Origin of the sequence: Sphingomonas aerophila (genome assembly GCF_014199305.1) — a bacterium.
Taxonomy (GTDB): Bacteria; Pseudomonadota; Alphaproteobacteria; order Sphingomonadales; family Sphingomonadaceae; genus Sphingomonas; species Sphingomonas aerophila.
On record NZ_JACIJK010000013.1, the window covers coordinates 24,901 to 46,489 of the forward strand.

The 21,589-nt window shown below is 66.7% G+C and carries 14 protein-coding genes; 9 read left to right on the forward strand and 5 right to left on the reverse strand.

From position 1 onward, the window contains the following. Positions 1 to 52: 52 nt before the first annotated feature. Positions 53 to 1,762, reverse strand: coding sequence for a FecR domain-containing protein (locus tag FHS94_RS17085; protein ID WP_184060141.1), 1,710 nt, complete (start codon positions 1,760 to 1,762; stop codon positions 53 to 55). 145 nt (positions 1,763 to 1,907) lie between these two features. On the opposite strand from FHS94_RS17085, the gene FHS94_RS17090 reads away from it, so the two are divergent. Continuing rightward, positions 1,908 to 3,554, forward strand: a complete 1,647-nt coding sequence (locus tag FHS94_RS17090; protein ID WP_184060143.1) for a ShlB/FhaC/HecB family hemolysin secretion/activation protein — start codon at positions 1,908 to 1,910, stop codon at positions 3,552 to 3,554. Here the strand turns inward: FHS94_RS17090 and FHS94_RS17095 are convergent. After that, complete coding sequence (locus FHS94_RS17095) at positions 3,526 to 4,473, reverse strand: alpha/beta hydrolase (protein WP_184060144.1); 948 nt, start codon at positions 4,471 to 4,473, stop codon at positions 3,526 to 3,528. The two genes, FHS94_RS17090 and FHS94_RS17095, sit on opposite strands and share 29 nt — an antisense overlap. A gap of 89 nt (positions 4,474 to 4,562) precedes the next feature. Here FHS94_RS17095 and FHS94_RS17100 point away from each other — a divergent pair, with 89 nt between their 5' ends. From FHS94_RS17100 to FHS94_RS17110, 3 genes are all read left to right on the forward strand, one after another. Then, positions 4,563 to 5,699 carry an endo-1,4-beta-xylanase gene (locus tag FHS94_RS17100; protein ID WP_184060146.1) on the forward strand — a complete coding sequence of 379 codons (1,137 nt, stop codon included), beginning with the start codon at positions 4,563 to 4,565 and terminating at the stop codon, positions 5,697 to 5,699. Positions 5,700 to 5,771: 72 nt separating this feature from the next. Continuing rightward, a complete protein-coding gene (locus FHS94_RS17105; RefSeq protein WP_184060148.1) occupies positions 5,772 to 6,377 on the forward strand; it encodes a hypothetical protein in 606 nt (201 codons plus the stop codon). After that, on the forward strand, positions 6,377 to 7,855 hold the full coding sequence (locus tag FHS94_RS17110) for an alpha/beta hydrolase family protein (RefSeq protein ID WP_184060150.1): 1,479 nt from the start codon (positions 6,377 to 6,379) through the stop codon (positions 7,853 to 7,855). Before FHS94_RS17105 ends, FHS94_RS17110 begins: the two co-directional genes overlap by 1 nt. A gap of 2 nt (positions 7,856 to 7,857) precedes the next feature. Here FHS94_RS17110 and FHS94_RS17115 read toward each other — a convergent pair whose 3' ends face one another. Further along, positions 7,858 to 9,516 carry a glycoside hydrolase family 43 protein gene (locus FHS94_RS17115; RefSeq protein ID WP_184060152.1) on the reverse strand — a complete coding sequence of 553 codons (1,659 nt, stop codon included), beginning with the start codon at positions 9,514 to 9,516 and terminating at the stop codon, positions 7,858 to 7,860. Between the two features lie 73 nt (positions 9,517 to 9,589). Then, positions 9,590 to 13,147, reverse strand: coding sequence for a TonB-dependent receptor (locus FHS94_RS17120; RefSeq protein WP_221234852.1), 3,558 nt, complete (start codon positions 13,145 to 13,147; stop codon positions 9,590 to 9,592). Between the two features lie 197 nt (positions 13,148 to 13,344). Here FHS94_RS17120 and FHS94_RS17125 point away from each other — a divergent pair, with 197 nt between their 5' ends. From FHS94_RS17125 to FHS94_RS17145, 5 genes are read left to right on the forward strand one after another with little or no spacing between them, the layout of a single operon-like run. Then, positions 13,345 to 14,874, forward strand: a complete 1,530-nt coding sequence (locus FHS94_RS17125; protein ID WP_184060154.1) for a tryptophan halogenase family protein — start codon at positions 13,345 to 13,347, stop codon at positions 14,872 to 14,874. Continuing rightward, positions 14,874 to 16,379 carry a tryptophan halogenase family protein gene (locus FHS94_RS17130; protein ID WP_184060156.1) on the forward strand — a complete coding sequence of 502 codons (1,506 nt, stop codon included), beginning with the start codon at positions 14,874 to 14,876 and terminating at the stop codon, positions 16,377 to 16,379. The genes FHS94_RS17125 and FHS94_RS17130 overlap by 1 nt, the downstream gene beginning before the upstream one ends. After that, positions 16,376 to 17,986 (forward strand): tryptophan halogenase family protein, encoded by a 1,611-nt coding sequence (locus FHS94_RS17135; RefSeq protein ID WP_184060158.1) that lies wholly within the window; start codon positions 16,376 to 16,378, stop codon positions 17,984 to 17,986. Before FHS94_RS17130 ends, FHS94_RS17135 begins: the two co-directional genes overlap by 4 nt. After that, complete coding sequence (locus tag FHS94_RS17140) at positions 17,983 to 19,515, forward strand: tryptophan halogenase family protein (protein WP_184060160.1); 1,533 nt, start codon at positions 17,983 to 17,985, stop codon at positions 19,513 to 19,515. Before FHS94_RS17135 ends, FHS94_RS17140 begins: the two co-directional genes overlap by 4 nt. Beyond that, positions 19,512 to 20,516, forward strand: coding sequence for a cupin-like domain-containing protein (locus FHS94_RS17145; RefSeq protein ID WP_184060162.1), 1,005 nt, complete (start codon positions 19,512 to 19,514; stop codon positions 20,514 to 20,516). The genes FHS94_RS17140 and FHS94_RS17145 overlap by 4 nt, the downstream gene beginning before the upstream one ends. 6 nt (positions 20,517 to 20,522) lie before the next feature. Here the strand turns inward: FHS94_RS17145 and FHS94_RS17150 are convergent, their stop codons facing one another. Next, positions 20,523 to 21,563, reverse strand: a complete 1,041-nt coding sequence (locus FHS94_RS17150; RefSeq protein ID WP_246348766.1) for a cupin-like domain-containing protein — start codon at positions 21,561 to 21,563, stop codon at positions 20,523 to 20,525. Positions 21,564 to 21,589 lie beyond the last annotated feature (26 nt).

Sequence of the window (21,589 nt, forward strand, 5' to 3'; positions counted from 1 at the left end):
CGTCTTGGGGCCTGGCGTCCGCCTTGGGAGCGTCCTTACCGGGCGCGGGGCCTCAATCGTCGTCGGCGCCCTTGCCCTTGTTCTTGCCTTCTTTTCCAACGTCCTTGTCCTTTGCCGCCTTGTCAGCGTCGGCCTTGTCCTTGGCGTCCTTCTCGGCGTTCGCCTTGTCCTTGGCTGCCTTGTCAGCGTCGACCTTGTCCTTGGCTGCCTTGTCAGCGTCAGCCTTGTCCTTGGCGTCCTTCTCGGCGTTCGCCTTGTCCTTGGCTGCCTTGTCAGCGTCGGCCTTGTCCTTGGCTGCCTTGTCAGCGTCAGCCTTGTCCTTGGCTGCCTTGTCAGCGTCGGCCTTGTCCTTGGCGTCCTTCTCGGCGTTCGGCTTGTCCTTGGCCGCCTTGTCAGCGTCAGCCTTGTCCTTGGCGTCCTTCTCGGCGTTCGGTTTATCCGGGCCCGCACTAGGCTTGTTGTCGTTGCCCTTGCCGTTATCCTTATCGGCCGGGCTGTCCTTGCCCGAACCCGCATCCGGCTTGGGGTCGTTGCCATTGTCCTTGCCAGTCGGGGCTTCCGCAGCGGCCTTGTCCGTTGCGGCCTTGTCAACCGCCGCCTTGTCGCTACCCGCGTCGCCGGTTGGTGCGGGCGAGGGGGACACGTCTCCCGCCGGGGCCGGTGACGTCGCGGGCTGCGTGGCTGGATTTGGAGTGACCGGCGTCTCAGCAGCCGGCGTCGTCACGGGCGGAGCAGGGACCGCAGGCGTCTCGACTACGGGGGCCGGGGCCGCGGGCGCGGTTGTTGCCGGCCCCCCCGCACTCGGCGCCGGCGAGGTCGGAGTCGATGGCACCGTCCCTCCCGCAGCCGGCGCAGGCACTGCCGTGGACGGCTTTGCTGCGGCGGCCAGTTCCACACGATCCACAGTAGTGGCGACCGCAGTTACCGCCGAAGCCAGCGTCCCGCTGACCAGCCCACCGGTCACCGAGCCGAGATCGGTCGGCTTGGACGAGATTATCTCGACAATCACCGGCAGCGAGTTGTCGATCGAGTCGTGGCCAACCATCACCGCGCCGCCGACATCGGCGGGCGATTGCACCGCCACGACCTTGTTCTCGGTTACAGCCGCCTGGGGCGTTTGCGCAGGCGCGGATGAAGTCGGCGCAGGCGCGGGTGCTGGCGCGCTCGACGCAGGGCGCGCGGGCGAGTCGATGGTCCGGTTGAAGTCGCCTTGCACGCGCAGGCGGTACATGTCGCTTGCTGCGATGCTCGCCACCGCGCCCGGCCGAATCAGGTCGCGCGCCCCGCCATCCAGCGTCGCCACTTCCACGGCGCCCTCGACCACCTGGAGCGAACTGCTGCTGGCATCGACAGTGACGGAGAAGGTCGTGCCTTTCACGACCGCGGCCAGGTACGGGGTGTTGACGCCGAAGTGCGGCACGCCAAGCTTCTCGATCTTGTAGACCGCGTTGCCGATGGTCTGGATCAGCTTGGTCAGGCCGCTCGCCTGCGCCGCCTCGGGCACAGACACGCGGCTGTTGGGCGCCACCGTCACGAAGTCGCGATCATGCACCAGCACCGCGCGGCCGCCGCCGGCCGTCTGCACCACGTCGCCCTCGGCCAGTGTCGCGCCGCGCGTCGCCAGGCGCGAAACGCCCCCGCGCTGGATCGTCACCGCGCCCGCCGCTTCCGACACGCGCCACGTAAGTGCTTGAGCCATTGCGGTACCACTTGTGGATACCAGCATTGCCATGGCCAGAGCACCGGTAATCGTCTTGCGCATCAGCGGCATCCTTGTTTCAAGCGCCCGGTCTAGAAAACAAAGATGCCGTTTCGATGAGTCGATGTGCTTAACGGCGCCCTAAGCTTCAGTGATTGTTAGGGTCTTGCCCGTACCGCCCGATGCATAAGGCAGTAAGGGTTTTTCCGTGATCAAGCGAAACAGCATCGCCGCGCTGGCAGCATTGGCGGCCACCGTTCCGGCGGCCCAGGCGCAGACGACCCTTGATCGCGTCGATCCAAGCAAGGTCGCGGCCCAAGCACCACGCGACGCGGAGCACCCGGCCGAAGCTTCTGCCCCCACGACCGTTTCCCCAGCGGACACCAGCGCCAGCCGAAGCGCGCCCATTACCGTCGGCGCCATCACGATCGCCGGGTTGCAGGTTCTTCGCCCATCCGACTTCGCCGACATTTTCGAAATCTATGTCGGTCGTACCCTGTCACCGCCGGCCCTCGCCGGATTGGCCGATGCTCTGGCCCAGCGCGCTCGGGAGAAGGGCTTTGTTCTCGCCAGCGCGTCCATCCCCGCCCAGCCATTGACGTCCGGCATCCTGCGGGTCGATCTGGATGAAGGCAATATCGACGCGGTTCGCACCCGGGGTGGCAACAACCGTGCCGTGATCGCGGCGTTGCAGCCACTGGTCGGCCACGGCCCGGTTCGCCAGGCGGAACTGGAAAGGCGGCTGCTGATCGCCGGCGACATCGACGGGCTCTGGTTGCGCCGTTCGCGCGTGCTGAGGGAAGGGACTCGCACAGTACTGGAGGTAGACATCCTGCCGGACCCGTTCTCTGCAAGCGTCGGCATCGACAATTCCGGATCGCGACTGATCGGCCCGCTTCAGGCCGACCTGACGGTGCGGGCAAGCCAGTTGCTGGCCGATGACGACATCCTGTCGATCACCGAACTCGTAACCCCGTTCGAGCCGAGCGAGTTCGGTTATCTGCGCGCCCGCTACGGCAAGCGGATATCCAGCGACGGCACGGAAATCGCGGTCAGCGCCTCCTACGCCCGCACCCATCCGGGTTCGTATCTGCTCGACCGCGACATCGACGGTACCAGCTGGACGGCTCGCCTTGACCTGTTGCACCCCCTGCTCCGCCGCCGGCAGGCCAGCCTGTGGGTGTCGGGCAACATCGGCATCCGAACGGTGCGGCAGGACCGGCAGGAGGTGCTGGCGCGCCGCGACCGGCTCACCGTCGCGCGGGTCGGGCTGAACGGCTTTGCCGATTGGGCCGGCGGCCGCCTGCGCTCCTCCGCGACGCTCAGCCAGGGACTCGACCTGTTCGACGCGACCCGGGCGGGCGATCCGCTTGCCTCCCGCCGCGATGCGGACGGCACCTTCACCACAGTGACGTTCAGCGCGGACTGGACCCGCCCCATCGTCGGCCGGCTGTCGGGGCAGCTTGCCGTCGCGAGCCAGGTCGCGTTCCAGCCGCTGCTCGTGTCCGAGGAGGTTGGCCTGGGCGGCAGCGAGTTCCTCCGCGCCTATGACTATAGCGAGCGCAGCGGCGACCAAGGCACCATGATCTCTGGCGAACTGCGTTGGTCGGTGCCGGGCAATATCGGCTTTGCCCGCAAGCCGATCCTGTATGGCTTTGTCGACACTGGCAGCGTCAGCAACCTGCGCGACGGCTTCGGCGGCGGAACGCTGGTGTCCGTCGGCGGCGGCGTCCGGTCACGCCTGGGCGAGATTCTCGACGCCGACATCGGCGTGGCGGTGCCGCTGTCGGGCGAACGCTATGACAGCGGCAATGCGGACCCGGTCGTCAATTTCCGGCTGACCCGGCGCTTCTAGCGGCAGGCGCGGCACCGCGCCTGCTCCCCGAATCAAGCCATCCGCCATCGGCCAGCCAGTCGCCCAGCCGGTCCGGCCAATGTGCCACCGACAGCAAGGTGGAGGTTTCGCCAAGGTTGAAGGCGTGGTCGGCGTGCGAATACATATGCAGTTCGGCTGGCACCTTGGCTCCGCGAAGCTGTTCGAACAACGTCACCGTCGGGGTCGCGCAGCAAGCGTCCAGCGATCCTGCCGTCAGGAACGCGGGTGGCGCCCCTGCCACCGCCTTTGCCGGCAATCCCAGCGGGCCGGGGAACACCAGGATCTGAAAGTCGGGCCGCGCATCGACCCTGTCGAGCGCATCGCCGGTCCGTGACGCCGCTGGCGGGGGATTGTCCGCCACCAGCGTCACCAGTTCGCCCCCGGCCGAATAGCCCATTACCCCGATCCGGTGGGGGTCGACGCCGTACTCGGCCGCATGGGCGCGGACCCAGCGGATCGCGCGACGCAGATCACTCGCCGCGTCATTCTCGATCGAATAGGTCGAGCCTTCCTCACGCGCCAACCGGTATTTCAGCACAAAGGTGGTCACGCCCAGGCGTGCCAGCGGCTGCGCGGTGGCGATACCTTCGGTGGTCCAGACAAGGAGGCGATGGCCTCCGCCCGGTACCACGATCACCGCCGCGCCGTTCGCATGGCGCGGGTCGGCGGGGTACACCGTCAGGCTGGGGTCGTGAATGTTCTTGATCCAGTAATCCGCCGCCTGCTCGGGCTCGGCGCGGCGCCGTTCGGAACCGGGCGCGCCATTCGGCCATAATTTGATCGTCTTGGTCACCACCGCCGGAGCGGGCGCTCGGGAATCGGGATGATAGTCCTGGGCGGTCGCGCCCGTGCCGCACAACAGGGCCAGCGCCCCGGCCAGCAAGCCTAACGTCCTCATTTATATCCCCTCCACGCGATTGCGCGGGCGGATGCTAGCGCTATCACAGCCGGGGCGGCAAGAGCCGCGCCGATACGGGAGAGGCTTTCATGACTAACATGCCGACGCGCCGCGAAGGGATCGCGATGCTCGCCGCCGCAGCGCTCGCACCCGCTGCCGCGATCGCCGCCCCGCAGCAGCGCAGCCTCCATGCGATCGCAAAAGGGCGCGGCCTGCGCTTCGGCTCCGCCGTATCGGCAAACCCGCGTACCGGGTCTTTTCTCAACCCCGATTACGCCCGCCTGTTGCGCGCCGATTGCGGGCTGCTCGTCGCCGAGAACGAGATGAAGTGGCAGTTCCTGCGCCCAGGCCCGCATCGGTTCAACTTCGCGCCGTTCGATGCCATGATCGGCTGGGGTGATCGCAACGGCATGGCGATGCGGGGCCACAACCTCCTCTGGCACCGTCGCAAGTGGATGCCGCGCTGGCTCGAAAGCTACGATTTCGGCCCGCGCCCCGCGACGGAGGCGGCACGACTCCTCACGCAGCACATCGATACCGTGACGCGACGCTATGGCACCCGCATCCGCAGCTACGACGTCGTGAACGAGGTGGTGACGCCCGAAACCGGCGCGCTGGAGGAAACGGCCCTGTCACACGCGATGGGCGGCGTTGAACAAACGATCGACCTCGCCTTCCGCACCGCCCGCGCGTCCGCCCCTCATGCCGAGCTCGTGTACAATGACTATATGAGCTGGGAAGCGGATAACGCCTCCCACCGCGCGGGTGTGCTGCGCCTGCTGGAAGGCTTTCGCCGCCGCGGGACGCCGGTGGACGCGCTCGGCATCCAGTCGCACATCGTCGCCCAGGGCCGCGACACGCGCGCGAGCGTGCGGGCGTTGGATGGTGAGTGGCGCCGGTTCCTGGAGGAGGTGACCGGCATGGGGTATCGCCTGCTCATCACCGAACTCGACGTGCGCGACAACAATCTACCCGCCGATGTGCCGGAACGGGACCGGGCGGTTGCCGACTACACGCGCGGCTACCTAGACGTGACGCTGTCCTTTCCGCAGCTGCGCGACGTCCTCGCCTGGGGGATGACCGACCGGTTCAGCTGGATCGAAGGGTTCGAACCGCGTCCCGACCACGCGCGGGGTCGCCCCTGCCCCTATGACGCGGCGTTCAAGCCCAAGCCGATGCGCGAGGCCATCGCCGCCGCGCTCGCCGCGGCACCCGCCCGCACGTGAAGAGACACGCTTGACCGGGATCGGCCGGTCCGGCCACAATCGAGGAACAACATAAGAAACAGGAGAGGATCTATGACCCGTCGCCCGCCCGTGCTTGCGCTTGCCGGCCTTACGCTTTCGCTGTCGGTTCTTTCCGCGCCCGCGCTGGCGCAAACCGCTGCGGCCCCGGCCAAGGCGGCCGAACCCAGCATCCTTGATCGCGCGGTAAACCAGCCAGGCACCAACTGGAGCTTCTACGGCCCCAACAAGGCCAAGGCGGTAAAGGTCGAAGGCGTGCCGGGCAACGAGGCGGTTCAGGTGACGATCGATCGCGCGGGTGCGCATCCTTATGACACCGGCGCGGTGTCCCCAATTCAAAAGCCGATCGCGGCGGGCGATACGGTACTGGTCGCCGTGTATATGCGCGCGCCTCAGTTGAAGGCCGGCGAAACGACGCCCATTCCCTTTTTCGGCGCGACGGAAGGCGACGCCCCCTACACCACCATTGCGGGCAGCAACGCCGATGTCGGCCCCGACTGGAAACTGTACCGGGCCGCAGCCAAGAGCCCCAAGGGCTTTACGGCCGGGAAGGCGCGCGCGACGGTGCACCTGGCCGCCGCGAAGCACGTTGTGGAACTCGGCCCCATCTTCGTGCTGGACTACAAGAATGACGCGGACCCGGCGGCATTGCTGAAGTGATGCGACGAACACTGCCGGCGCTGGCCGCCGTCCTGCTCGCCACGGCCGCGCTCGCCCAAACGGCGGTCACTGCCGACCAGGATCGCGAGCAGATGATGGGGCAGCTCGGCATCACGGCGCTGGTGCCGGGCGTCAGCGGAGAGCCGGGCCGGCCCAACTCGGCGAACGAGGATGAGGGGCGGGCGACGCCCTACCCCCACCTGCCGGATCCGCTGCGCTTCGCGGATGGCCGCCCCGTCACCGCGAAGAGCTGGCCGCGCCGTCGTGTGGAGCTGGCCGAGGTGCTGGCGCGCGAGGTTTATGGGCGGGTTCCGGCGAACGTGCCGGGCGTGGACTGGCAGGTGACCGCAACCGATCGGGAAGTCATCGGCTTCGGCCAGCCGGTGATCGCCCGCCGTGTGATCGGTACAGTGGACAATCGCGCGGCGCCGCAGATCGCGGTTCGGCTGCGCATGACCGTGGTACTGCCCGCCAATGCGAAGGGCCCCGTGCCGGTGTTGATGATGTTCGGCCGCGCCGACTTCCCCGCACCGTCGCAGCCTGATCCCGACGAGATTGACCGGATCAACACGGCCATGCGCGCCCTGCTCGTCCGCCAGGATCCTCCACTCGCTGCCGTGTTCGACCGGCACCAGGCCTTCCCGCTCGCGTCCGCCGCCCCCTTTCGCTTTCCGGGGCCCGGTGAGCCGCCGCCGATCGAACAGTTGATCGCGGCCGGCTGGGGCTACGCGATGATCGATCCGCTGAGCGCGCAGGAGGATGACGGATCGGGGCTGCGACGCGGGATCATTGGGCTCACCAATCGTGGCCGGCCCCGCGCTCCTGACGATTGGGGCGCGCTTCGGGCCTGGGCCTGGGCGGCCGGTCGCGGGCTCGACTGGTTGGCCCGCGACCCGAACGTCGACGCGAAGCGGATCGGGATCGAGGGCGTGTCCCGCTATGGAAAGGCGGCGCTGGTCGCGCTGGCATTCGATCCGCGTTTCGCGACCGGGCTGATCGGCTCGTCGGGCAAGGGTGGCGCCACGCCGCTGCGCCGCAACTTCGGCGAGAGTGTCGGCAACCTCGCCACCGGTGAGTACCACTGGATGGCCGGCAATTTCCTGAAATACGATACCAAGGGCGTGTCGCGGCCCGGGCTCGACGCGGCCGACCTGCCGGTCGACAGCAACGCCCTGATCGCGCTGGTGGCGCCCCGGCCGGTTTTCATCAGCTATGGCGTGCCGGAGGCGGGCGACGCCAAGTGGCTCGACCAGCGTGGCAGCTGGATGGCGACGCTCGATGCCGCGCGCGTGTACCGCCTGCTTGGCGCGGCTGGACCCGACACGGGCGACGCGCTCACCACGCCGATGCCGGCCGTCAACGAGGATCGGCTGGACGGCGCACTGGCGTGGCGCCAGCACGACGGCGGCCACACCGACGCGCCGAACATGCGCCACTTCCTGCGCTGGGCGGGCCGCTTCGTGACCGGCCCGCGCTGACCTTATCGCTTTTCGGCGAACGGCCCGATCATTGTGCCGACAAAGCCGCCCGCGCGCTCGGTGGACAGCACGGTGCCGTCCACGCCCTTCGCCACGTCGATCCAGCGACCCGGCCTGGACGCGTAGGCGAAGTCATAATCGCCACCCCGCGCGACGACGCGCAGCGCCACCGCTGCGCCTGCCCTCAGTGCGAGCGGAGCTTCGGCCACCAGCTTGCCCGCCACAGGCTCACCCGGTCCAGCACGACGGCGCACTTCAACCCGGTCCCGGCCCTGCCGACGAGTGACCGCGACCGTCAGGAACCAATCGTCATTCTGAACCGCCGCAAGGCCTGCCGCCTCGCCCTTACCCGGCTGGAAGCGCACTGCCGTCGTGACGGTCGCATCCGCCTGTTGCTGGCGCCGGGCGACATACGCCGGGTGGCCGTGGTTGCCGATGCCCTCCCCCGGGGTCAGGACCAGCGCCCCGCCCTCGACCCGGTACACCGGCGCGGTTGGCGTCCGCATGGTCAGCCAATAAGGCGAAAGGGACGAACCGGCGAACTCGTCGCGCACCATCGCCGGCTCACCCGGAGCGGCTCCTGAACCGCGAGGCAGCCTGGGTGCGGATGCGATTGCGGGAATGGCCTGTCTGCCCGGCAGGATTGTCGGCCAGCCATCGCGCCACGTGACCGGCAACAGGAACGTCTCGCGACCGGTGTTGTACAGATCACCCTTATAGGGCCGCGTGCCCAGGAACACCGCCCACCACGCCCCGTCGGCCAGTTGGACCAGGTCAGCATGACCTGCCGCGCTGATCGGGCTCGGCCGCGCGGGGTCCAGGTCGCGCTGGGTCAGGATCGGGTTGATCGGGGCCGGCGCGGGCACGAACGGTCCCGCCAGGCTGTCGGCGCGAAAGATCACCTGGCTGTGGTTGACGCTGGTGCCACCCTCGGCCGCTGAGAGGTAATAGCGCCCCTCATGCTTGAACAAGTGCGGACCTTCGATCCACACCGGCCGCTTGGACAGGTCAACGCCGCCATTGACCAGCACTCGCGCCGGCCCCTTGCTCTGGAACGTGACGGGGTCGACCTCGCGCAGCCAGATTGCGCGATGCCCTTCGTACAGCGGCTTACCCTCGGGCGCGTCGTTGTTGACCAGCCAGGCGCGGCCGTCATCGTCGAAAAACAGCGACGGATCGATCCCGCCCACATCCTTCAGCCAGATCGGGTCAGACCACGGTCCCGCCGGATCGCGCGCCGTGACGACGTAATTGCCCCCGCAATCGACGCAGGTGTTGACGATCTGGAACTGGCCGCCGTGGTGGCTGATCGCGGGCGCGAATACCCCGCGTGACATGTCGAGCCGCTTGAAGTCGAGCTGGGTCGGGCGACTGATCGCATTCGCAACCTGCTGCCAGCGTACAAGGTCGCGGCTGCGCCAGACCGGGATGCCCGGAAACCAGGAGAAGGTCGAGTTGACCAGAAAGAACTCCGCCCCGACCCGCACGATGCTGGGATCGGGATAAAAGCCGGGCAAGATGGGATTGCGGTATTCGCCAGCGCCCGGCCCGTGTCCTGCCTCCTGCCCCTGATAGCTGAACCAGTCGAACCGTGCTTCGCCGGCCAGGGCTGGGCCGGACAGCAGGGCGACGGTGGCGGCCAACAGGCGCAGGCTTTTCATGTCTCAAACTCCTCAAACAAAACGGGCGGAGCCGAAGCCCCGCCCGTCCAAAGGTCAACCCTTCACGTCAGCCTTAGTAGTTGGCGCGCAGGATAACCGAGTAACGCCGGTCGTTGGTGAAGTACGACCGCGGCGCCAGGTCGTTCGAACCGGCCTTGTACGCCTGCAACAGCTTGGTTGTGGTGTTGGTCAGGTTCACACCCTGCACGCCGAGCTTGAGGTACTTGTTGAGGTTGATGAACGCCGACGCGTCGAGCTGGCCCGTCTTGTCGTTGAAGATCGACGTATACGGGAAGATCACGTCCGCTGCCGTCAGCAGGAAGCGCGAGCGCCAGTTGTACGCCGCACGCAGCGAGATCGGACCCTTTTCGTAGAACAACGTCGCGTTGATGTTGTGCTTCGACAGGCCTTCCAGAGGCAGGCTGCCCTTTGCAATGGTCGAGGTCGACGACGGCGTACCACCATTCAGGAACGAGTTCGGCAGACCCGAGCTCTGGATGAAGGTGTAGTTGCCGTTGAAGCCCAGGCCGTTCAGGAAGCTCGGCAGGAAGTCGAAGGTCTGCTGATAAGCAACCTCGAAGCCCTTGATCTTGCCCTTGCCCTCATAGTTCGCGGGGCCGCGAGCCAGGATGTTCTGGGTAACACCGTTGTTGGTCACGCTACGGTTGACCAGCGACTGGTAGAAGAACCCGTCCACGGTCTTGTAGAAGGCGTCGACCGAGATCTGGCCGACCCGCCCGAAGTACCACTCCAGCGTCGCGTCGAACTGCCACGCCGTTGCCGGCTTCAGGTCCGGATTACCCGCGTTGATCGTGACCGTGCCCGAGCCCGGCTCCAGCGAGTAGGTCACGTACGGCCGGATGTTGGCGAAGTCTGGACGGGTCAGCACCTTCGAACCCGCCAGGCGGAAGATAACGTCCCGCGACAGACCCAGCTTCAGGTTCACGCTCGGCAGGAAGTAGCCGTAGCTGTTCTTGAAGTTGGCCGGCTGCGACGCATAGCCATCCACCGCGAACTGCTGAAGTGACGTGTAAGCGGCCTGGCCCAGGTTACAGACACCGCTTGGCTGCACGGTTTGAACCGTACCGTCCGGCAGGGTGCGCGTCGTTACCCGGCAACGAGTATCAAACGGATCCTGTACGCCCAGGTCAGCTCGGTTTGGAATGGCCGTCGCCGTACGCGAATAGATGTCCGTGTGGACATACCGCAGACCGAAGTTACCCGAAGCGCGAATGTCGCCAAAGATGGGATCGCTGTTCCCCCACTGGATCATCGCATAAGCGGACGAGTCCTCCTGGCGAACATTGGCGACTTCCGACGGCAGGAACGCCGTACCCGGGATCGCACCAGCGCGCTGACCGGCACCCAGGAAGCGATTGCTCGCCGTGGCGCCATTTTGGTTGCGCCAGATGTCGTTCTGCGTCTGGGCGAAGGCGACAGCGTCGTTGTAACCGCTGACCAGGTCGCCGTTGTAGTAATAAGCCTGCGGCGGGCCACCAGTCTTGCCACGGAAGAAGTTGTCGAAGTTGTACAACGACGACCGGCTCGTATCACCCTGGTTGAGGGTGACCGGAGCGCCCGACCAGATCTCGCTGATCGCGCCCCAGTTGTACGCGGTGTAGCGCACGTCCTGCGAACGCTCGGCATAACGAGCGCCGAACTTGATCCGCTGGAACAGGTCGCCGTCGTTGAACTTGTACGCGAAATCGCCCTTGATCTGATACTCGTCGCCGGTGCTGTCCTCGATGTGATCCATCGCGGCGCGCCAGAACTGGAAGTCACGGCCGGCGAAGTACTGCTGGTCGTTAGCCGCGGCCAACGCCGCATTCGGCGCCGCCCAGTTCGCAGCCAGCGTCAGCGGCTTGTGCGCGATGACACTCGGCAGCTTGCCCGTGAGGTCGAGTTCCTGATCGGCAAAGGTCGAACCGAAGATGCTGAGGTCGGTGACCTGGTGGCGGGCATAGGTGTAGTCCGCATCCAGGTTGATCGACCAGTGATCGTCCGGGTTGATCTTCAGGTTCAGGCCAGCGTCCTTGACGAGGTTCTCGTCATAGACCTGGCGGCGCGACAGCGACTGCTGGATACCACCGGTCGGAACGGTCGTCGTGGCCGAACCGCTCGACGCCGTGCGCCAGCCAGTGCCTGGCAGCGTCACATAGCCGCTCTGGAACAGGCCGTTCTCGTCGTACACGTAATTACCGAACGAGCCGCCAGCCGGGTTGTAGCCGTTGCCGCGCTGGTTGGCGCCGAACGTGAACTGGCCGGCGCTGTTGATGGCGCACTCGGCGCGGGTCGTGGTGTTGCCGGCACCGTTCAGCGGACCACGGTCGTTCTGCTGACAGCCCGCCGGATAGGTGTTGTACTCGGACAGGTCCGGCGCGGTTTCGAACGTGTGCTCACCCCAGGCGTTGCTGGAATGGGTGCGCAGGAACTGCGCGGTGAACAGCGCCTTTTCGTCGTTGCTCTGCCACTGCACGGCCAGGGCCTGGCCGTCGCGCTTGCGGTTATAGTCCTGGCTGCGGAACTGGCCGCCGATCGGCGCATAGGCCAACGCGGTCGGGTCAGCGAAACCGTCTGCCCCGGCAAGGCCCGCCACGCCGCAGCCGCGGTAGATGGAGGAACCATCCGCGTTGAAGATGCGGGTCGTGTCGGTGGTGCCGGGCAGCTGGCTGCGGCAGGTCACCGTGGTGTTGGTGCCGGTGCCGGTTGCCGCCTGGACGCCATCACGGGTCTGGTAGTTGGTGACCTGGATACCGTCAGCGCGGCTCTTCAGCTGCGAGTAGGAAGCGTTGGCGAGCAGGCCGAAACGACCGATCTCGGTGTCCCAGGTGTTGCTGACCAGCAGCGATCCCGTCGGGGACCACTTCTTGGCGAAATCGCCATAATTGGCCTCGACGCCACCACCGATGTGGAAGCCCTTGTTGTCGAAGGGCTTGCGGGTGTTCAGGTTGACGGTACCGGCCAGGCCGCCCTCGATCAGGTCGGCCGTCGCGTTCTTGTACACCTCGACGGAGCCCAGCAATTCTGCGGGCACGTCGGCGAAGTTGATCGACTGACCACCGATGCCGGCCGAAAAGGTGTCGCGCCCGTTGAACTCAGAACGAACGAAGTTCAGGCCGCGGACGTTGACGCCCGAACCTTCGACAGAAAAGTGGTCGGGGTCGTTGTTGCCGGCAAAGCGGTTGATCGACACGCCGGGAACGCGCTGCAGCGCTTCGGTCACCGACCGGTCGGGAAGCGCACCGATGTCCTGCGCGGTGATCGCGTCAACAACCGTGTCGGAATTGCGCTTGATGTTCTGCGCGTTGGCCAGGCTCTGGCGGATACCGGTCACGACGACGTCGTCGCTGCCCGCATCGTCGGTCGCGGGCGCGGCCTGACCTTCGGGCGCGGACGTCGGCGGGGTCGCGGTGGTGGTCGCGTCCTGCGGATTCGCGGTCTGATCTGCGTTGGGCGCGTTGGTCGGGCTGGTGGAGCCCGCGGTGTTCTGCCCGGCAGCGTTGCCGGTCTGCGCCAGCGCCGGCCCAGCCAGCGCAAACATGCAAAGCGCCGTCACCGACGCGCCGGTGCGGAGCAATTGGCTCAGATTGTCCTTGGTAGCGTCTCGTGAACCGTCAACGGATCGCAACATCAGTGCTTCCCCCCCATGAATTGTCAGCGCTGTCATGCGAACGCGCGCTTTGATGCTGGGTGGAGTAAATATCGCGCCGCCTCTCGGCAAGCAGAAATGATTGCGGTAACACTTACTTGCGGAGTGTTGCAGGATTGCCACGCACTGGCACGAGATGGTCTAGGTAGCTAAGACTTTGGTCGGGGGTGAGGATGGGCATGGATGACGTCCGCTTTGATGGTGCAGAAAGGCTGCGCGTCGTGGTCGTGGGCGGCGGTACGTCCGGCTGGATGACCGCGGCTGCGATCGCTAAGTTGTTGCCGCACCGTGCTTCCGTGCACCTGGTCGAATCGGAAGCGATCGGTATCGTGGGAGTTGGGGAGGCTACGCTGCCCCACATCCGCGCCTTCAACGAACGGCTTGGTATCCGCGAAGCGGACTTCATGGCCGGCACTCGCGCGACGTTCAAACTGGGAATCGAGTTTCGCAACTGGGGGCGGATCGGGGACAGCTATATCCACCCATTTGGCACCTTCGGCCGCGGCACTGGTGAAGTACAGTTTCACCAATACTATGCTCGACTGGTTCACGCCGGTATCAAGCTCCCCCCGATCGAGGCTTTCTCGATGGCGTGCACCGTCGCGCGCATGAACCGTTTCGCCCTCCCCAGCACCGATTCCCGCAGCATCGCGTCGACCTTTGGCTATGCCTACCAGTTTGACGCAGTCACCTTCGCGCCCTATCTGCGCCGCCTGTCCGAAAGCCTTGGCGCACGCAGGACAGAGGGCAAGGTGGTCCGCGTCGACCAGGACGGCGAAACGGGCGACGTTACCGCGATCGTGCTGGAGGATGGTCGCCGGATCGAGGGCGACCTGTTCATCGATTGCTCGGGCTTCGCCGCGCTGCTGATCGGCAAGACGCTGAACGAACCCTTCCAGGACTGGTCACGCTGGCTGCCCGCTGACCGCGCCGCCGCCATGCCGTGCCGCACGGCGACGGAGGTCACGCCCTATACCAGCGCCATCGCAATGCCGGCGGGCTGGCGCTGGCGCATCCCGCTGCAGCACCGCACCGGCAACGGCTATGTCTTCTCAAGCGCGTTCCTGTCGGAGGACAAGGCGGCACAGGCGCTCGAGGCCGCTGTGGAAGGGGAGCCGATGGCGTCTCCGCGTTTTCTGCGCTTCCAGGCCGGGCGGCGCGAGCGGAGCTGGGCGCACAACGTGGTCGCGATCGGCCTGGCCGGTGGCTTCCTCGAGCCGCTGGAGTCGACCAGCATCTACCTCGTCCAGCAGGCGATCACCGCGCTGCTCGAACTCTTCCCCGATCGCCGCATCTCCCCGGTCGACCGCGATGAGTTCAACCGGGTGGTGGACATGGAATATGACCGGGTCCGCGACTTCCTGATCCTGCACTACCATGCGACCGAGCGCGACGATTCCGAATTCTGGAACTATGTCCGCACCATGCCGATCCCGGACAGCCTGGCTGAAAAGATGGAACTGTTCCGCCGCCGCGGCCGCATCGTGAAATACCGTGAGGGCGCGTTCCTGGATGCGAGCTGGGTGTCGGTGTATCTCGGCCAGCGCGTCACGCCGGAGGGGCACGACCCGCGTGCGGACCTTCCCTCGATCGACAGCCTTGTCGCCGGTCTTGAACAGTTGCGCACCGAGATCCGCTCTACCGCTGCCGCGATGCCCGATCACCTGGCGTACCTGGACGGTTATTGCCCGATGAAGGCAGCCGCCTGATGCCCGCACCTCTCGATGGTCCAATGCGCCGCGTCGTGGTGGTTGGCGGCGGCATCATCGGCTGGTCCGCGGCCGCTGCGCTCAGGCGCCGCATGCCTTCGCTCGCCGTCACGATCGTGCCGGTGCCGCCGCCCGCGAACGCGCTGGCCGACCTCGTGCCCGGCACCCTTCCCTCTGTGGTCGGCTTTCATGACGACCTTGGTCTGCGGGACGAGGATGCAGTTGTCCGGGCCGGCAGCTTCTATCGCCTTGGTACCGCGTTTGAGGGCTGGGCTGGCAAGCGCCCGAGCTACGTCCACGCCTATGGCACGCATGGCCAGCCATTCGGCACCGCGTCGTTCCACCATCACTGGGTCCGCGCCGCGGCGGCCGCCGGCGATACAGCGCCCTTTGACGCCCATTCGCCCGCTGCTGCGCTCGCCCGCGCCGGACGGTTCGCGCCACCGATCAGCGACGCGGGCTCACCCTTCGCCGGCATCGAGCACGGGCTGGTGCTGGACCTCCCCTCCTACGCGGCCATGTTGTCAGCCTTTGCCCGGCATGTCGGGGTGGTGGTCCGAGAGGGCGCCGTTCGGGACGTGCGCCTTCGCGAGAACGGCTTTGTGGACGCGCTGCTGCTCGAGGACGGCAGCGAACTCGACGGCGACCTGTTCGTGGACGCGACCGGGCCGCAGGCGACGATACGCGCGACGATGGATGGCGACTGGGAAGACTGGAGCCGATGGCTACCCGCCGATCGCCTGCTGATCGGGGATGGACCGCCCCGCGCTGAACCGTCTGCGCTCGACAGGGCCGTCGCGATGCCGGCCGGCTGGCGCTGGGTGTCGGAAACGCCCAATCGTACCGCCCACGGCATGCTATACGCCAGCGCGGATCTGTCGACGGAGGCTGCTGCGCGAGCTTTTCGCGGCGCCACCGGCCTGAACGCACCGGCGCCCGTCACCCTGCGCCAGGGGACCCGGCCCGAACCGTGGCGAGCCAATTGCGTCGCGATCGGCGATGCCGCAATGTCCATCGAGCCGCTAGAATGGACCAACCTCCACCTCGCGCACAGCGCCATTGATCGGGTAATCGCCATGATGCCCGGGCACGCCTGCCACCCGCTGGAACTCGCCGACTACAATCGACAGGCTGCCGCAGAGGTCGCACGCGTTCGCGATTTCGTCGCCCTGCATTATGCGACATCCAACCGTCCCGAGCCGTTCTGGCAGCGCGCAGCGGCGGCCGAGCCGCCGGCGTCGCTCGCCTATACGCTGCGCCTGTTTGCCGAGCGCGGACGCCTGCCCTTCTTCGAAGAAGAAACCTTCGCCAAGGACAGCTGGCTTTCCGTCCTGATCGGCCAAGGGGTGATCCCCCGCCGCACCGATCCGCTGATCGACACGGTGCCGGCGTTCCAGTCCGATCAGGCCATGGCAGGGTGGCGCGCCGCCATCGAGGCCGCCCTACCCTCCTTTCCCACTCCCGCCGCCTATCTCGGCGCTCAAAAGAGACAGATCTCCGCATGAACGAGCATACCATTCGCAACGTGGTGATTGTCGGCGGCGGCACCGCCGGCTGGATGGCCGCGGCCGCTTTGTCCCGCTTTCTCAACAACGGCGTGACCCGCGTGACGCTGGTCGAATCGGAAGAGATCGGCACGGTGGGTGTGGGAGAAGCTACGATCCCGCCGCTGCTCACCTTCAACAAGATGCTCGGCATCAACGAAAACGACTTCGTTCGCGAAACGGGCGGCACCTACAAGCTCGGCATTGAGTTTGCCGGCTGGCACAACGGCCAGGACCGCTACTTCCATCCGTTCGGCTTTTTCGGCCAGGATCTGCAAGGTATCCACTTCCACCAGCTTTACCTGCGCGAACGTCAGCGCCGCGTGCTGCCGGACATTTCCGCCTGGGCGATGAGCGCGGTCGCGGCCTCGCGCGGCAAGTTCGCCCGGCCCGCGGACGGCGCGCAGTCTGCGGTCAAGGACCTGCTCTACGCCTATCATTTCGATGCCGCGCTCTATGCCGCGTTCCTGCGCCGCTATGCCGAGGCGAACGGCGTAGCCCGCGTCGAGGGCAAGATCACCGACGTCCGCCTCCGCCCGGAAGACGGCCATGTTACCGAGGTGGTGCTGGAGAATGGCCAGCGGATCGGCGGCGAGCTGTTCATCGACTGCTCGGGCTTTCGCGGCCTGCTGATCGAGGAAGCGCTCGAGACCGGATATGAGAACTGGCAGCACTGGCTGCCGTGCGACCGCGCGGTTGCCGTGCCGAGCCGGCTTGTCGGCGATCCCGACCCCTTCACCCGCGCAACCGCTCGCGGCGCAGGCTGGCAGTGGCGCATTCCGTTGCAGCAGCGGATGGGCAACGGCCTAGTCTATTGCAGCGACTTCATGAGCGCGGAAGAGGCCGAACGCGAACTGCTGGCCAATCTGGAGGGCGAGCCGCTGGCGCAGCCGCGCCACCTGTCGTTCGTCACCGGCCGCCGCAAGCTTGGCTGGAACCGCAACGTCGTGGCGCTGGGCCTCTCCTCGGGCTTTGTTGAGCCGCTGGAGTCGACATCGATCCACCTTGTTCAGTCCGGGATCGCGAAGCTGATCGCGCTGTTTCCCGACCAGCGTTTCGACCCGATCGAGCGGGACGAATATAATCGCCAGATGAAGGACCTGTACGAGGACGTTCGCGACTTCGTCATCCTCCACTACAAGGCAACCCGCCGCAACGACACGCCGTTCTGGGACCGCTGCCGCACGATGGACGTGCCCGAGAACCTGCAACGCAAGATCGACCTGTTCCGTGGCAAGGGGCGCCTGTTCCGTGACGGGCTGGAACTGTTCGCGACAACCAGCTGGGTTGCGGTCTGCCTTGGCCAGGGCATCATCCCATCCGAGTATGAACCGGCGGTCGATGCGCTCGATGAGGATAGGGTGGCCCACGCGATGGAACAGATGCGGCAAGGTTACCTGGCGGTCGCCGACCAGTTGCCGACCCATGCCGAATTCCTGCGCAGGACCGGGTCGCTCGCCAGTCCACAACCCGCCTCGCCGCCGCCACCGCCCGCCCCTGCGGCAGATGGCCCGACCTTCTCCTTCGCGTCGGAATCACCGTTCAGCTTCGAAGGGTCGCCGGTATGAGGGATGACGCGATCCGGCGCGTGGTGATCGTCGGCGGCGGCACCGCCGGCTGGATGGTGGCGGCCGCTATCACCCGCATCATGGGCGAGATGCCCGGCCTCCGCGTTGAGCTGGTCGAATCGGAGGAGATCGGCACCGTCGGGGTCGGAGAGGCGACGATCCCCCAGATCGTGCTGTTCAACCAGATGCTCGGTATCGACGAGCCCGAGTTCGTGCGCGCCACCAACGCGACCTACAAGCTCGGCATCGAGTTCGTCGACTGGACGCGCCTCGGCCATCGCTACGTCCACCCCTTCGGCTTCTACGGCCTCGACATGAAGGGGATCGAGTTCCACCATTTCTGGCTGAAAGGCCGGCAGCTTGGCGACCAGACCTCGCTCGACGCCTATTCCTTGGCGATCGTCGGCGGTCAGCAGGGCCGTTTCGCCCATCCCCGGCCAGACCAGCCCAAGTCACCCCTGTCGAAGCTCGGCTATGCCTTTCAGTTCGACGCCGGCCTGTATGCCCGTTTCCTGCGCCGACTCGCGGAGGGCAACGGCGCGGTCCGTACGGAGGGGCGCATCGTCGATGTCGAACGTGATGGTGAGAGCGGCCATGTCGCCGCGCTGAGCCTCCAGTCGGGAGCCCGGGTCGAGGGCGACCTGTTTATCGACTGCTCCGGGTTTCGCGGCCTGCTGATCGAGGGCGCGATGGAGGCGGGGTTCGAGGACTGGACCCGCTGGCTCCCCTGCAATCGCGCCGTCGCCGTGCCGTGCGAGAATGGGGGCGACCGCCAGCCGCTCACCCGGTCCACCGCGCGCGGCGCCGGATGGCAGTGGCGCATCCCGCTGCAGCATCGCATCGGCAACGGCTATGTCTATTCGTCCGAGCACATTTCGGATGACGAGGCGACGCACACGCTGCTGGCTAATCTCGACGGCGCACCGCTCGCCGAGCCGCGGCCGCTGCGCTTCACCGGGGGACATCGCAAGCGGGCCTGGGTCGGCAATGTCGTCGCCATGGGGCTGGCCGGCGGCTTTCTTGAACCGCTCGAATCCACCAGCATCCACCTCGTCCAGTCGGCGATCGCCCGGCTGCTAACCTATTGGCCGACCCGCAACTTCGACGAGCGGGAGGTCGCGCGTTTCAACGCCGCCCACCTTCAGGAATATCTCGACATCCGCGACTTCCTGGTCCTCCACTACAAGGCGACCGAGCGCACCGACACGCCGTTCTGGGATTACTGCCGCACCCTGGAGCCGCCACCCGGACTTGCAGAGAAGCTCGCCATCTTCGCCGCGAACGGCCGCATCTTCCGCGAACACAATGAACTGTTCACCGAAACGAGCTGGCTCTCGGTGATGGCCGGCCAGGGGATCGAAGCGTCCGGCTATCACCCCGCCGCCGACCTGTTGTCGGATGCCGAGACGCTGTCCCGGCTGCAGCACATCCGTGACGTCGTGTCACAGGCCGCGAGCACCATGCCGCGGCAGGACGATTATCTTCGTCAAATCGGCTGCGATCTCAGCGGCCTTAGGCGCGCTTCATGACACCCCTTCCCGAACTGTCCGGCATCGACCGGCGCACCTTCGACGAGGAGGTCCGCCCTGCTGGCAAGCCGGTCGTGCTACGGGGCCTTGGCGCCGACTGGCCCGCCGTGGCGGCGGCGCGCCGGTCCGATGAGGACGCGGTCGCCTATCTCAAGCGCTTCAGCCACTCCAACGCCGTGCCCGCCATCGTCGGTGAGCCCGCGATCGGGGGCCGGTTCTTCTATACGCCGGACCTTAAAGGGCTGAACTTCACCCGCGGTCGCTCGCCGCTCAACCCGTTCCTCGATCGCTTGTTGCGCGATCGCAGCGCCGAGCAACCCTTTGCCATGGCCGTTCAGTCCGTGCCCCTGCCAGAGCTGTTGCCCGGCTTCACGGACGAGAACGCGACCGAACTGCTGCCCGCCGACGTGATCCCGCGCATGTGGCTCGGCAACGCGATCCGGGTGGCGACCCATTACGACCTGATGGAGAATATCGGCATCGTGATGATGGGCCGGCGCCGCTTCACGCTGTTTCCGCCGGACCAGATCGCCAACCTCTACATGGGTCCGCTGGAGCTGACGCCGGCGGGCACGCCGATCAGCCTGGTCGATCCGGCGCATCCGGACCTCGACCGCTATCCCCGGTTCGCAGACGCCCTCGCCGTTGCGCAGGATGCGGTGCTGGAACCGGGCGACGCGATCTACATCCCGTTCCATTGGTGGCACGCCGTGGACTCGCTGGGTCCCGTCAACGTCTTCGTGAACTACTGGTGGAACCCGGCCCCGGCGGGAATGGGCAACCCGTATGACGCGCTGCTTCATGCGCTGGTGACGATCGGCTCGCTTCCGGACGACCAACGCGCGGTGTACCGGACGCTATTCGACCACCTCGTCTTCCACGCCAACGGGAACCCGGTCGAGCACCTGCCCCGCGATGTGCAGGGCGTGCTTGGCCCTGCCGATCTGTCGACCGCGGCCCGAATGCGCGCGACGCTGCTGGACAGCCTGTCGCGCAGCTAGTCAGGGCTACAGGAGACCGCCGAGCATACGGATCAGGAAGCCCCGGATGCGCTCGTTGCGCGCCGGGCTCGCGGCCGCCATCACGCCGCGCGCGGCCTCGGGCAGATGCGCTCCGGCGTCCGCCGCGTCGGGCGCGAAGACGAAATGGTCGAACCATCCCTGCCACGCCGCTTTCTCTGCCATCGGCAGGTCGCGTACGCTCATCATGGCGTGAACAAGCGCAAGGAAAGGTGATGCCGCTGCATTCACCTGCCACCAGTAATTGACCAGCACGTTCAGTCGATCGAACGCGCGCACATGGTGCCACCAGATCGGCGGTATGAAGAGCGCATCGCCCGGCTCCAATTCCGCAACCTCTGCATGGGCCAGCGCGTCGGCATAGCGCGGGTACCGGTCGAGGTCGGGGGCGTCGGGATCGACCATGCTCGACGGCGGGCCGGCCATGGTATGGTCGAGCGGCCCGATATACAGGTTGGGGAGTTGGTCAGGCGGAAACAGGGTAAATCGACGCCGCCCATGCACCACGCATGCGACGTTGCGCGACTGGTCATAATGGGTCGCGACCTGCGCCGCATTGCCGATCCACAGCCGCGCGGGCGCGTCCTGAGTCGGCAGCCCGAGTGGATTCGCAGCCTCCCACCCGGGCAGATGCTCGGGCGCGGTCGCGGCGCTGGCGTACAGCGCGTGGGGCTCGGCCACGTCCTGTTCGGCAAAGCGGATCAGCTCGCCCAGCAACTGGTGCAGCTGCACCGACTGGCGGGTGAAGTTGAAGCCCGTCAGGTCGCCATTGTAGAAGAAGCGACCCCCGATCGACGGCGCGCCGATCATCACCTCCAGCGCGCGGCCGCCGCCAAAGCCGGCCAGGTATTGCGCCATGGCGCGATCGCCGCCGGCCCCGGCCTGCACCGCCGCCCAGTGCTTCACCTGACCGCGCAGCACCACCGGGCGGTATTCACCCGCGACCTCACGCGCAAAGGTGTCCGCGTCGACGGCCGGACGTTCGGCAACGCGCCGTTCGGTCGCGGCGGGCGGGTGCAGGGCCAACATGGCTGCCCACTACGCCCCGCCCACCT